Here is a 13,539-nt window from a genome sequence, read left to right as displayed (position 1 = left end):
GAGGTTTAGTGCCCGAAGGCCTTCACCACATCCTCGCACATCTTCTTCGCATCCCCGAACAGCATCATGGTGTTGGAGCGGAAGAACAGCTCGTTATCGACGCCGGCATAGCCCGACGCCATCGAGCGCTTGATGAACAGAACGGTCTTGGCCTGCTCGACATCGAGGATCGGCATGCCGAAGATCGGGCTCTTGGGGTCGGTCTTCGCGGCCGGATTGGTGACATCGTTGGCGCCGATGACGAAGGCAACGTCCGCCTGCGCGAAGTCGCGGTTGATGTCCTCGAGCTCGAACACCTCATCATAGGGGACGTTGGCTTCGGCGAGGAGCACGTTCATGTGCCCCGGCATGCGGCCTGCCACCGGATGGATGGCATAGGTGACCTTGACGCCTTCCTTCTTCAGAAGATCGGCCATTTCACGCAAAGCATGCTGGGCCTGCGCCACCGCCATGCCGTAGCCGGGCACGATGATGACCGAGGCTGCGTTCTTCATGATGAAGGCCGCATCGTCAGCGCTGCCGGCCTTCACCGGACGGTCCGCAGCCTTTGCCCCCCCAGCTGCAGCGGCACCACCGGAATCGGTGCCAAAGCCGCCCAGGATGACGTTGAAGATCGAGCGGTTCATGCCCTTGCACATGATGTAGCTGAGGATGGCGCCGGATGAACCCACCAGCGCGCCCGTGACGATGAGGAGCGGGTTGGAGAGCGTGAAACCGATGCCGCAGGCAGCCCAACCGGAATAGGAGTTGAGCATGGAGACGACGACCGGCATGTCGGCGCCGCCGATGGGCAGGATGACAAGGAAGCCCAGCACCAGCGAGACGACAACCAGCGCCCAGAACAAGGGCTGCGACTGGCCGAGGATCAGTGCCACGATGAGTGCCACGATGGCGATCCCCAAGGCCGCATTGAGGAAATGCTGCCCCTTGAATACGAGCGGCGCACCAGAGACGAGGCCCTGCAATTTGGCAAAGGCCACGATCGAGCCGGTGAAGGTGATGGCACCGATGGCGACACCGAGACCCATTTCAATAAGGCTGCCGGGGTGGATGTCGCCCGGTGTCCCGATATGGAACTCGACCGGCGCATAGAAGGCAGCAGCGGCCACGGCGACGGCGGCAAGACCCACCAGGCTGTGGAAGGCCGCGACCAGCTGCGGCAAGGCGGTCATCTGGATGCGCCGGGCAATGACCGTGCCGATCGCACCGCCAATAACCAGCGCCACGATGATGCCGACGTAAGAGGAACCGGCCACGCTGGGCAGCGCCAGGGTGGTGCCGATCGCAATCACCATGCCAACGATGCCAAAGCGCAAACCACCTTGCGACGTTGCCGGGCTGGAGAGCCCGCGCAAGGACATGATGAAGCAGACCGAGGCGACGAGATAAAGGAAGGCTGCGAGATTCTGGCTCACTTACTTGCCCCCCTGCTTCGGCGTTTCTTTTTTCTTGAACATCGAGAGCATGCGGTAGGTCACCATGAACCCACCGAAGATGTTGACCGCGGCCAGCGCCACGGCAACCAGCCCCATGCCCTGGCTGATGCCAAAGGCCGCAGCACCCGAAGCGATAAGCGCACCGACGATGATCACCGAGGAAATCGCGTTGGTGACCGCCATCAAGGGCGAATGCAGGGCGGGCGTCACGCGCCACACCACGTAGTAGCCGACGAAGCAGGCCAGCACGAAGACCGTGAAGAGCTGCACGAAAGGTACATGATCGGCCGGCGCCAAAGCAGCGGCGACATCGGTGACCGTTATTGTTTCATCCATGGCAGTATCCCCTTAAGCCTGGAAGTTGGGATGGATCACCTGGCCGCCCTTGGTGAGGGCGACGCCTTTGACGATCTCATCTTCCCAATTGATTTTGAGCTGCTTGCTCTCTTTGTCGATCAGCAGCGWCACAAAATTAAGGAGGTTCTTGGCATAGAGTGCCGTTGAATCCGCCGAAAGACGGCTGGGTACATTCGCATGGCCCACCAGCTTGACGCCGTGCTTCTCAACGACCTTGCCCAATTCCGAGAGTGGGCAATTGCCGCCCTGCTCGACCGCGAGATCGACGATGACCGAGCCGGCCTTCATCGACTTCACCATCTCCTCGGTCACCAGCACCGGTGCCTTGCGGCCAGGGATGAGTGCTGTGGTGATGACGATGTCCTGCTTCTGGATGTTCTCAGCGATGAGCGCCGCCTGCTTGGCCTGATAGGCCTCGCTCATCGGCTTTGCATATCCGGCGGTCGTCTCCGCCTGCTTGAACTCGTCATCCTCGACGGCCACAAAGGTGGCGCCGAGGCTTTTCACCTGCTCCTTCGAGGCCGGCCGCACGTCGGTTGCCGACACGATGGCCCCCAGGCGCCGCGCGGTCGCGATCGCCTGCAATCCTGCGACCCCGGCACCCATCACCAGCACGCGTGCTGGCGCCACGGTGCCGGCCGCTGTCATCATCATCGGGAAGGCGCGGTTGAATTCGGCCGCGGCATCGATCACCGCCTTATAGCCGGCGAGATTGGCCTGGGAGGAGAGCACATCCATCGACTGGGCGCGGCTGATGCGCGGGACCAGTTCCATGGCCATCGCGTCGACGCCAGCCGCGGCGTAACTCGCCACCTGCTCCTTGGCACCGTGGGGATTGAGGATGGCGATGAGCGTTGTACCCTTGGGCAATTGCGCCAGTTCATCGGCACCTTCGGCCGCCGTCATCGGTCGCTGCACCTTGAGGACCACATCGGCCCCCGCCACGGTCGCGGCGGCATCGGCTGCGATCTTGGCCCCAGCGGCCTCAAAGGCGGCATCAGAGATCGAGGCGGCCACACCCGCCCCAGTCTCGACCACCACCTCGGCGCCAAGGCCGATATATTTCTTCACCGTCTCCGGCGTGGCGGCGCAGCGCTTCTCTGCCGCGCGCCGTTCCTTCAGGATGCCGATCTTCATGCGCTCCCCAATCTTCTCTGGATCTAAACCGTTGAACCGGCTGAATTAATATTTGGGAATCGGGACACGCATCACCCCCGCGGCCCCCACCCCAAGCGGCGCCAAGATTGCCCGCGGATGCGAGATGAGACAAGCGGCTTTAAGGATGAAAGTGGGAGGATTTAGAGGCCAACCTCCTTCAACGCCGCCTTCTGCCTTTTGGCGAGCGCCTTGACGTCGAAGTCGGCGATGAGCTCGTGGAACAGCTGGTACCAGTTGATCTCGGCCTTCAAATGCAGGAAGACCGAGCCCAGGCCGATGGCGGCACGGTCCATGAAGACGAATTCCTTGGGCGGGGTCACCGGCCCCAGGCGGCGGAGATCGGCATGGACGTTCTCAGCCACCTCGCGGCCATAGATGCCGCTGCTCTCTTCCTGGATCTTTCGGGTACGATCCTCCAGCAGCGGGCCATAGACGAACTTGGCCCAGCGGTTGAGGACGTCGATCACTTCCTTGTTGAGGCCCTTGAAGCCCCAGCTTTCATAGGCATGGACAGCCATGTCCCGGTCGCCGCGCTCCAGCGCCCAATAGAGATCGATGACGCCCTTCACGAACTTCGCATCGAAGATGCGGATGCAGCCGAAATCCATGAGGTTGACGGCCCCGGCGTCCTTCGATTTCTGTGGCCGCACCGTGTAATTGCCGAGATGCGGATCGCCATGGATGATGCCGTATTCATAGAACGGCACGTACCAGGCGCGGAACATGTTGTAGGCAACCTTGTTGCGAAGCTCCACCGACGGCTTCTTCTCCAGGAAGGTCATCAGCGGCTCGCCCTCGATCCAGGTCATGGAGAGAAGCCGCCTGGTGGTGAGGTCGAGGAGCGGTTCGGGGAGATGGACCTCCTTCTCTCTCGCCAGCATCAGCCGATAGAGCGCCATGGCCTTGGCCTCGCGCTCGTAATCCAGTTCCTCGCGCAGCCGGTCGGCGATCTCGGAATGGATATGCTCGGTGGCAATGGCGCGGTCGTAACGCTCATAGAGCCGGAAGATCAGCTTCAACTGCGAGAGGTCCGCCTCGACCGCCGATTGCATGTCCGGGTATTGCAGCTTGCAGGCCAGCTTGCGGCCGTCGAGCGAGACAGCATGGTGCACCTGCCCCAATGACGCCGCCGCTGCCGCCTCATGGCCGAATTCCTTGAAGCGTTTCTGCCATTGAGGGCCGAGTTCCGCCGCCATCCGCCGCTTGACGAAGGGCCAGCCCATGGCCGGTGCATTGGCCTGCAGCTGGCGCAGCTCCTCGACATATTCCTTCGGCAGCGCATCGGGGATGGTGGACATGATCTGCGCCACCTTCATCAGCGGCCCCTTCAAGCCACCCAAGGCCGCCGTGAGGTCGGAGGCATGTTCCGCCTTGTCGACCTTGATGCCGAGATAACGCTGACCCGCGACACGCGCCGCCAAGCCGCCCATCGCGCGGCCGACCTTGGCGTAGCGCTTCACGCGACCGGAAAGGGAGTTAGCTTCGTTGTCGTTCGCCATATGGTCTCTCTGCGCGTCCTTCATAGGGATTGGATCATAGCGGAATTACTTGGGCGATAGGAGTGAAAGCCGCCAACAGTATGAAAGTTTTAATCAAATCCTCGCTACCTTCATTCTGCGCACGACCATCCAAATACGCCCGCAATCGAGACGCATTTCGAGAGGGGATATTCGATGTCGCTGGAAACCAAGCATAGCAAGGCCGGCTTCAGCCTCAAATTCATTCACAAGATTCTGCTGGCCGCGTCCGCGCTGGTGATCGTCACATTCGTGGCATTCACCTTGTTCATCGATTTCCAGCAGCGAAGCGCCATCCGCACCAGCCTCGAGGGCCATCTGCGCGACGTCGGCGGCCTCACCGCAACCAGTATTGCCAACTGGCTCAATGGTCGCCTGCTGCTGATCGAGAACGTCGCCCAGACGCTGGCCAACGACGACAGCCAGCCCAACGTCGACCGGACCGTCCAGCAGAAGGTTCTCGGCGACAGTTTCATGTTCACCTATTTCGGCAGCACCGGCGGCAAAATGACCATGTGGCCCGACAGTGAACTGCCAGCAGGCTACGACCCGCGGCAGAGGCCCTGGTACAAGGACGCCATAGCTGCCAAGGCCAGCACGCTGACCGAGCCCTATATCGATGCCTCGACCGGCGGGCTGATCGTGACTGTGGCCACGCCCTTGTTCCGCGCGGCCGAGGAAGTTGGCGTGGTCGGCGGCGATCTCGATATCGGCAAATTGACCGAGATCGTGAACAGCCTCGATCTCGGCGGCATCGGCTATGCCTTCCTGGTCAATGGCGAGGGCGTCGTCATCGCGCATCCGGACAAGCAATGGACGTTGAAGCCGATGTCGGAGGTCTATCCCGGCAATCCACCAACCATCAAGGACGGCATCAACGAGGTCTCGCTGGCCGAGGGGAAGCGGTTGTTCGCCTTCTTTCCGATCCCTGGCCTGCCCACCGTGAAATGGTATGTCGGCCTCGCCATCGACAAGGATAAGGCCTATGCCAGCCTGACCGAGTTCCGGGAGACGGCGATCATCACCACCGTGATTGCCGTCGTCGTCATCCTGATCCTGCTCGGCCTCCTCATCCGCCAATTGGTCTCGAAGCCGGTGGTCGCGATGACCGGCGCCATGAAGCGGCTGGCCGATGGCGACAAGAGCATCGTGGTTCCCGGCGCCGGCCGGCGCGACGAAATCGGCGCCATGTCGGCAGCCGTCACGATCTTCAAGAACAATGCGCTGGAGATGGAGCGGCTGGCGGAAGAACAGGACCGGGCCAAGACGCGCGCCGCCGACGAGCAACGGGCAGCACTTCACAGCATGGCCGACATGTTCGAAACGAGTGTCGGCGGCATCGTGAGTTCGGTCGCCAATGCCGCCACCGACATGCAGAATTCCGCGCGCAGCTTGTCGGCCACGGCGGAAGAAACCAATAAGCGCGCGATTGCCGTCTCTGCCGCGGCGGCCGAAACCACCAGCAGCGTGCAAAGCGTTGCTGCGGCGGCGGAAGAGCTTGCCGCCTCGATCACCGAGATCGGACGGCAGGTCACGCATTCCACGCAGATTGCCGGGGACGCCGTTGCTGGCGTGGACCGCACCAACGCCACCGTCAAGAGCCTGGCCCAGGCGGCGCAGCGTATCGGCGAGGTGGTAAGCCTTATCCAGAGCATCGCTGCCCAGACCAATCTGCTGGCCCTCAACGCCACCATCGAGGCGGCCCGCGCCGGCGATGCCGGCAAAGGCTTCACGGTCGTCGCCTCCGAGGTCAAGGCGCTCGCCAATCAGACGGAGGGAGCGACCGGTGAGATCAGCAATCAGATCTCATCCATTCAAGGGGTGAGCAGTGACGCCGTCAAAGCCATGGACGGCATCAGCAGCACGATCCAGAAGATCAGCGAGATCGCCAGCGCCATCGCCGCCGCCGTGGAGCAGCAAGGTGCTGCGACGCAGGAGATCGCCGGCAGCGTGCAGCAGGCGGCCGATGGCACCAACGAAGTCTCGATGAACGTCTCGGCGGTAACGCAGGCCTCCGGCATGGTCGGTGATGCTGCTGGCAGGTTGCTCAATTCAGCAAGCGACCTGTCGACACTCGCCGGTCAATTGCGCCAGGAAGTGCAGACCTTCCTGGCACGCGTCCGGGCCACCTAGCTGCGCGCGTGGATCTCTGTCTTGCGCCTGGCGACGAACGCTTCAAGTTCTTCCGCCACGGCCGGGTCAAGGGGCGGCTCTTCATAGGTGCGCAGGAGATCCTTCCAGATCAAATGCGCGCGCTCCGTCCCGGTCTTGGCGCCGCTTTCCGACCAATTCTCGAAATTCCGCCAATCGGACAGCATCGGTTCGTAGAAGGCATGGTCGAAGCGCGTGAGAGTATGCTGCGCCCCGAAGAAATGCCCGCCCGGTCCCACTTCCTGCATCGCGCTGAAAGCCAGATTGTCTTCATCCACTTTGAGAGGATCGAGGAAGCTGCGCATCAATTGCAGCATCTCGGCATCCAGGATCAGTTTCTCGAACGAGGCGGTGAGACCGCCTTCCAGCCAGCCTGCCGCATGCTCGATGAGGCTGACCCCGCCCATGATCGTGCTCCACAGTGACATGCCGCCTTCATAGGCAGCCTGCACGTCGACGCAGTTCGACGCCGTCACATTGGACGAGCGGAACGGCACGTTATAGCGCCGCGCCAATTGGCCCGAGGCCAGCTGCGCCTTGGCATATTCCGGTGTCCCGAAAGCAGGCGCCCCGGTGCGCATATCGACATTGGAGGTGAAGCCGCCATAGAGCACCGGAGCACCCGGTGCCACGATCTGTGCCAGCGAGATGAGTGCCAGCGCCTCGGCATTCTGCTGTGCCAAGGCACCGGCGATGGTCACGGGGCTCATGGCACCGGAGAGCGTAAAGGGCGTCATCGCCACCGGCTGGCCGGCGCGCGCCATGGCGCAGAGCCCCTCGCCCATCGGGATATCGAGCCGCAGGGGAGAGTTTGAATTGACGATGGTAAGGGTCGCCGGATTGGCACGCAGCTGCTCACGCGTCTGCCCCAGCGTGATCGCCAGCATGTCGATGGCATCTTCCACCCGGTAGCCGCCCAGCGCCCAGCATTGCCAGTTTTTGTCGGTGTATCTGATGGCCGCGAGATAGAAATCGAGATGCCGAGAATCCGCCGGCAGATCGGTGGGTTCGCAGGGACAGCCGCCTTCCTGGTGGATGACGTTGAGTGATTGCACGACCTTGATGTAGTCGCACATGTCCTGGTAATTGCCGGCGCGCCGGCCGCGTTCGATATCGTGGGCGAAAGCCGGACCGCCGGTCGCAGCAAAAATCATGCTGCCATCGCCGATATGGAGGTTCTTCGCTGGATTGCGCGCCTGCAAGGTGAAGCTGGAGGGCGCGGTCTTGATCTTTTCCTCGATCATGGCCGGATCGAAGCGCACGCGCTGATTGGATTCATCGACCGTGGCACCCGCCGCCTTCAGCAGGTTGCGGCTTTCGTCATGCATCACCTCCATGCCGATTTCGGACAGCAGGCGCAGCGAGGCGACATGGATCGATTCCAGTTCGTCGGCGCTGAGCAACGCGATCGGCGGATAGCGGTTGACGACCTTGCCGAAAGGCATCTGGCGGGGGCCGGTCAGGACCGGGCGGCGCTCGCGGCGCTTGGTGGCTTCGCGTGACATGGCCTTGATCCCTCTATTTCACAAACACGAGTTCGCGCTTGAACGGGAATTGATCGGGATCGATCGCCTCGCCGAACTCGCGCGCCGCTTTATGGCCGGCATAGACCGCGTGCACGATGGCACCCGGCACGTCGGCGTCGCCGATATTCTTGAGCGTCACGATGCCAGCCTGGGCGCGACCCGCCTCATCGGCCTTCAATTCCAGGAACAGTGCATCGTTGGAAATGCGCGAAGTGACGCTGACCAACGTTGCAGCGACGATGCGCTTTTCCGTGCCGGTATAGTTGCAGGCGAAAGTGCCGTGATCGCCCTGCCAGCCGATGAGCTTGTGGGTGAGGACCGGCTTCACGCCGAGTTTCATCAGCCTGGCCTGGGTCTTGAACTGCTCGTCGGTGAAGACCGACCAGGTGGCGACATCGGTGCCCGGCGTCACCAGCGTGACGTCATGGCCCTCGAGGCGCAGCTTCTCGGCAATGACGGCGCCCATGTAATATTGGTCATCGTCATAGACGATGATGGGACCAGCCACTTTCTTCCCCGCCATGATGTCGTCGGGGCTGAGCACGTTGGCGGCATCCATGCCTGGGACCGACACATAGACGTTATGGCCGACCCCATCGCGCCGCCAGGCGGCACCGGTTGCCAGGATGATGTGGCGATAGTCGGACTCCAGCAGCGCTGCCTTGTCCATCTGGCTTTCACGGAAAATCTCGACGTTCGGCAGCTTGGCGATCTGGCCCAGGCGATAGTCGCGCACCCGCGCCCAGGCGGACAGGCCCGGCAGTTTCGGCTCGAAATTAAGCCGGCCGCCAAGTTCGCGCGATGCATCGGCCAGGGCCACGTCGTAACCACGCTTCGCCAGGCTCATCGCGCATTCGAGGCCGGCGGGACCGGCACCGACGATCAGCACCGGATCGTCGCCATGACCGCTCTTCGAGTTCATGATCTCAGGATGCCAGCCGCGGCGATATTCCTCGCCGATAGTGGGATTCTGCGTGCAGCGCAGCGGGACGCCGGAATTGTTCTGGGCGCGGCAGATGTTGCAGCCGATGCATTCACGGATATCGTCTTCCCGCCCCTCGTCGATCTTGAGCGGGATGAACGGATCGGCGATGGAAGGGCGCGCTGCGCCGATGAAATCGAGGATGCCGCGCTTTACCTGGTCGACCATGGTATCGGGCGAAGTGAAACGGCCGACGCCAACCACCGGCTTGGTGGTGAGTTTTTTCACGAAGCTGGTGAATTTTTCCTGATGCGCCTCGGCGCCGAAGCGCGAGGAGAGCGAGTCATTGTCGACATAGGAGACGTTGACATCCCAAAGGTCCGGCAACTCGGCCAGCAGCGAGATGACAGCCTCGCCCTCTTCCGCTGCCTGGACACCGTCCGGGCCCATCAATTCATCGACCGCGAGACGGACGGCAACGGCGCAGCTATCACCGATCGCCTCCTTGGTATCCTCGATCATCTCGCGCAGCAGGCGCGACCTGTTCTCGATCGATCCGCCATATTCATCCCGTCGCTGGTTCCAGCGCTGGGTGATGAACTGGAACGGCAGATAGCCATGGCCGGCATAGACATAGACGATGTCAAAGCCGGCGCGCTTGGCCCGCTTGGCGGCCTGCACCTGCCATTTGCGGACATTACGGATATCTTCCCGGTCCATGGCGCGGCTCTGCATCGGAAAGACCGCATGCTGGCTGGAGCCGGAGGGCGACATCGGCGTTTCGCGGCTCCAGCGGTTGGGGCTGTGATTGCCGCCGTGCCACAGTTCAACGCCAGCGAGCGCACCATGCTTCTTGATTTTTTCGACGGTGAGCGACTGGGTCTTGACGTCGTTCTCGTCCCACAGCGCGCAGAGGCGGTAGGGCGCATCTTCCGACGACCAGTGCATCGAGCAATATTCGGTATTGATGACGCCCCAGCGGCCTTCCGATTTCAGTTCCCGAAGGCGCGATACGGAGTGTGGCAGGTCGTATCCCATGCCGGTGCAATGCGGCACCTGATAGAAGCGGTTGCGGGCCGTCACCGGCCCGATCTTCACGGGTTCGAACAGGATGTCGTAACGAGGATTGCGCGGCACCGTCAGTCTCCCCAGCAACGCCGCTGGATCAGCTCCCCGCAGCGCCTAGTTTCTTACGTTGTTTCAGAAGGTTGATTAAGCTGTATACAGCTTGCGGCGAAGAGTCAATCGCGCCTGGCGCCAAAGCCATCCGGACGGGGCCGCACCGGGAGCTCGGCCGGGTCGGGAAAAAAGACCGCCACGTCCGCCAAAGTCACAAGGGCAGCGTCAACTGGCAGGGCGCTGATCAGCCCGTCCTTGAGATAGGGCGCCACGCTGGCCACGTTGACGGCATAGGAGAGGCCGGTCTTCGCGTTCAATCCAAAGGCGGCAAAAACACCGATGAGGCTGGGCCTGCCTGCCTTATCCAGCAGGATCACCGGTCCGCCGCTATCACCTAGGCGGATGATGCAGGTCGTTACCAGCACGCTCTGTTCGTAGACCGGCATGGCGTCCATGGGTTCGACGATCGTGCAGTGACTATGCTGCTTCAGCGACTTCATGCTGCCATAGCCATAGCCGGCGGTGAACAGCCTGGCACCACCCGCCAGCCGTGCCCGGATGTCGGCAGAGGTGAGAGGGGCGAGCGGGATTGGCAGCACCTTGGTCACGGCCGGGCTGATGGCGACCAGGGCCCAGTCCGCCGCGACCTGTTCCAACCCCTTGAGGCGGCCATCGTGAATGGCACCGCCCTGCGCGCGGAGTGCTATCCCCTGTGTCGCCTGCAGGTCAGGCTTAGCCCCGAAATTGGGTTCGAAGTGCAAGCTGGCGGGATCGGCCGGCACCGCCAATTGATGCAGGCAATGCGATGCCGTCAGGATGACGTCCGCCGACACCAGAATGGCAGTACAAGGATCAGCCCCATCGACCAGCAGTTTGCCGATGGCGGCCGTCCAGGGCATGGGCGCCGGCGCTGTGACGGTGGGTGGCACAGCCGGCTGCCGCGCAGCACATCCAGCAAGGCAGGCCGCCAGAAAAAGGGCGATGAGGCCAAGGCGGCTGGAAGGTCTGCCCCGCGACATCGCTCAGGGTGTCGATTTGGCTGTGGTATCCGCCCCGATCTTGTCGGCGAAATAGACGGACGCCGGACCGAAGCTGGAGAAATCCTTGCCGCCATGGGCACCCCAGAAATTGGTCACGACACCCACCACATGATGCTGGCCAGTGGGATCGGTGAGCAGGATGGGTCCGCCGCTATCACCGGGAATGACGTCGCAGCTGTTGACGATGACGTCGTGACCCGTTTCCAGGATTTCTTCGGCATCGCGGATGAGATTGCAATTGTCGCGCATCTGCAACCGCTTGCCGGAAAAAGCGCCATAGACGCCATAGCCGGCGTGCGACAGTTTGCTGCCCGTCTTCATGCGCTGGTAGATGCCGCTGACGTCCAGCTTTTCGACCTGAAGTGGCGCCACATAGTCGATCGGCGGTGAAATGCGCAAGGCCGCCCAATCGTCTTTTGGCGCGCCGCGCAGCTTGCCGCTGGTATCCGGCGTGATCGGCCAACCCATGGCGAGAACTGTCGTAACCTTGACCGGCTTCAACCGTTCGCGCCCGACATCCAATGCCGGGGTAAAGGTGAAGTCGGTGATCTTGGTGGCGTTGCCGCGGCCGTAAAGGCAATGCGAGGCCGTCAAGATCACGTCGGGACGGATCAGCGTCGCCGAACAGGACCCATCCTTTGCATCCAACCGGCCAATCGCCGCAGACCAGGGCAAAGGCGCACTCGGCCGGTCGACGGTGCGGATGGGAGTCGCACAGCTTGTCAACAACGCGGCGAGGGCCAGGATCGCCATTCGGCTGGATGCAGAAGCGGCCAGCGTCGGGAGCGGTGATTTCTGCATCAAGGGTTCCTAGCGAGATGGGGTCGACGGAAGGACATGCGTATCTATGTCTGAATGGGGCGTCAGGCGCGTCCGGCCGCGCGGCGCTTGCCGGGATCGGCGATGGGAATCGCCAGCAAGGCGGCAAAGGCCGGCCGGTTCTTGAGGACATCGGCCAGCGTGTAGCGGTCGAGCACCTTCATGAAAGCTTCCAGTGCCTCGTGCAAGATGCCCGTCAAGCCGCACACAGGAGCAATCGGGCAGGTATTGTGTTCGACATCGAAGCACTCGACGATGGTGAGATTGCCCTCGGTCAGGCGCACGGTCGCACCAATATTGATTTGCGCTGGCGTCAGATTGAGGCGCATGCCGCCACGCCGGCCGCGCACCGTGTCGATGATGTTGAGCTTCCCCAACTTATGAACGACCTTGGTCAGATGGCTTTCCGAGATGCCGTAGGCGCCGGCGATCTCCTCGATCGTGACCAGTTCATCTGGCCGCAGCCCCAGATAGATCAGGGTCCGCAGCGAATAGTCGGAGAACTGGGTCAGTTGCATCTTGCGCACCATAGGCCTTGTTCGGGCAGAGCTTATCGTCTTGCGGCAGCGGTTGGAAGGCTGGTTTCACAGCCACTGCGGAGGCTAAAATACTGAAAATCCGCGTCAATCCGCCACCCCGGCCGCCGCCCCGGGTGACGCTGGCGATATTATAGGTTAAAAGCCAGCCGGGATGACCCGGCAACGGGCTTACAGTCAAGGAGATCCAGCGTGGGCAGCAAAGGGCAAGTTCTGGCGGCACTCGACACCGTCTCCGTCAACGAAGCGGTGGATTGGGCGCATCGTCTGGATGGCGCCGTGGCCGGCGTGAAGCTTGGGTTGGAATTCTTTCTGGCCAATGGTCCGCTGGGCTATCGGCGCATCTCCGCGACCGGCTTTCCGATCTTCCTCGACCTGAAACTCCACGACATTCCCAATACCGTGGCTGGCGCCTTGCGGGCGATCGTGCCCTTGCAGCCGCATATCGTGACTGTCCATGCCGGCGGCGGCAGCGCCATGATGCAGGCAGCGCGCGATGCCGCGGCCGAGAACGCCGACGCGTTGAAGGTACGCCGCCCCAAGATCGTCGGCGTTACCGTCCTCACATCGCTCGACGACCAGGATCTCGGTGCTGTCGGCCAGAACGCGCCAGTCAGCGACCAGGTCAAGCGGCTGGCACTGCTGGCCCGCAGCGCTGGTCTCGATGGCGTGGTTTGCTCACCCCATGAGATCGAGGCGCTGCGGCGCGAAGTCGGCGAGGATTTCCTGCTGGTGGTGCCGGGCGTGCGTCCCGATTGGGCAGCCAGCGGCAAGCAAGCGGGCAGCGATCAGAAACGCGTTCGCACGCCAGGCGATGCTGCCAAGGCAGGTGCCGACTATCTCGTGATCGGTCGACCGATCACCCAGGCTGCCGATGTGCGCGAAGCTGCCTGCCGCATCGGCCTTGAGATCGACACCGCCCTTGGGGCCAAGGCCTGACCATCGTTGCCCAACACTC

At 62.4% G+C, this 13,539-nt stretch carries 10 protein-coding genes and 1 pseudogene; 2 read left to right on the top strand and 9 right to left on the bottom strand.

Going from position 1 to position 13,539, the window contains the following annotated elements; all coding sequences use genetic code 11:
- Positions 1–5: 5 nt before the first annotated feature.
- From AC1DWZ_RS01550 to AC1DWZ_RS01535, 4 genes and pseudogenes are all read right to left on the bottom strand, one after another.
- Complete coding sequence (locus tag AC1DWZ_RS01550) at positions 6–1,361, bottom strand: NAD(P)(+) transhydrogenase (Re/Si-specific) subunit beta (protein ID WP_477167736.1); 1,356 nt, start codon at positions 1,359–1,361, stop codon at positions 6–8.
- 54 nt (positions 1,362–1,415) lie between these two features.
- Positions 1,416–1,775 (bottom strand): annotated as a pseudogene (locus AC1DWZ_RS01545) (NAD(P) transhydrogenase subunit alpha part 2); the annotation flags it as partial.
- Between the two features lie 9 nt (positions 1,776–1,784).
- Positions 1,785–2,930: a Re/Si-specific NAD(P)(+) transhydrogenase subunit alpha gene (locus AC1DWZ_RS01540; protein WP_477167100.1), complete on the bottom strand. Its 1,146-nt coding sequence runs from the start codon at positions 2,928–2,930 to the stop codon at positions 1,785–1,787.
- A 161-nt stretch (positions 2,931–3,091) separates the two neighbouring features.
- Positions 3,092–4,450: an ABC1 kinase family protein gene (locus AC1DWZ_RS01535; protein ID WP_477167099.1), complete on the bottom strand. Its 1,359-nt coding sequence runs from the start codon at positions 4,448–4,450 to the stop codon at positions 3,092–3,094.
- A 174-nt stretch (positions 4,451–4,624) separates the two neighbouring features.
- Here AC1DWZ_RS01535 and AC1DWZ_RS01530 point away from each other — a divergent pair, with 174 nt between their 5' ends.
- Positions 4,625–6,601 carry a methyl-accepting chemotaxis protein gene (locus AC1DWZ_RS01530; RefSeq protein WP_477167098.1) on the top strand — a complete coding sequence of 659 codons (1,977 nt, stop codon included), beginning with the start codon at positions 4,625–4,627 and terminating at the stop codon, positions 6,599–6,601.
- On the opposite strand, the gene AC1DWZ_RS01525 is transcribed toward AC1DWZ_RS01530, so the two are convergent.
- From AC1DWZ_RS01525 to AC1DWZ_RS01505, 5 genes are all read right to left on the bottom strand, one after another.
- Positions 6,598–8,124 (bottom strand): trimethylamine methyltransferase family protein, encoded by a 1,527-nt coding sequence (locus tag AC1DWZ_RS01525; protein ID WP_477167097.1) that lies wholly within the window; start codon positions 8,122–8,124, stop codon positions 6,598–6,600. The genes AC1DWZ_RS01530 and AC1DWZ_RS01525 overlap by 4 nt on opposite strands.
- Before the next feature lie 13 nt (positions 8,125–8,137).
- Complete coding sequence (locus tag AC1DWZ_RS01520; protein WP_477167096.1) at positions 8,138–10,204, bottom strand: oxidoreductase; 2,067 nt, start codon at positions 10,202–10,204, stop codon at positions 8,138–8,140.
- Positions 10,205–10,308: 104 nt separating this feature from the next.
- The gene (locus AC1DWZ_RS01515; protein ID WP_477167095.1) at positions 10,309–11,205 is read right to left on the bottom strand and encodes a trypsin-like serine peptidase; all 897 of its coding nucleotides are present in this window, start codon (positions 11,203–11,205) and stop codon (positions 10,309–10,311) included.
- 3 nt (positions 11,206–11,208) lie between these two features.
- The gene (locus AC1DWZ_RS01510) at positions 11,209–12,027 is read right to left on the bottom strand and encodes a trypsin-like serine peptidase (protein WP_477167094.1); all 819 of its coding nucleotides are present in this window, start codon (positions 12,025–12,027) and stop codon (positions 11,209–11,211) included.
- A 62-nt stretch (positions 12,028–12,089) separates the two neighbouring features.
- Positions 12,090–12,563: an RrF2 family transcriptional regulator gene (locus tag AC1DWZ_RS01505; RefSeq protein ID WP_477167093.1), complete on the bottom strand. Its 474-nt coding sequence runs from the start codon at positions 12,561–12,563 to the stop codon at positions 12,090–12,092.
- Positions 12,564–12,773: 210 nt separating this feature from the next.
- Here AC1DWZ_RS01505 and pyrF point away from each other — a divergent pair, with 210 nt between their 5' ends.
- Positions 12,774–13,520: an orotidine-5'-phosphate decarboxylase gene (gene pyrF, locus AC1DWZ_RS01500; RefSeq protein WP_477167092.1), complete on the top strand. Its 747-nt coding sequence runs from the start codon at positions 12,774–12,776 to the stop codon at positions 13,518–13,520.
- Positions 13,521–13,539: the final 19 nt, after the last annotated feature.

It is taken from the genome of Dongia sp. P2_B8, from assembly GCF_056404715.1.
The sequence above is the reverse complement of the archived record's forward strand: the minus strand, read 5'-3'. Positions and strand labels throughout refer to the sequence as shown.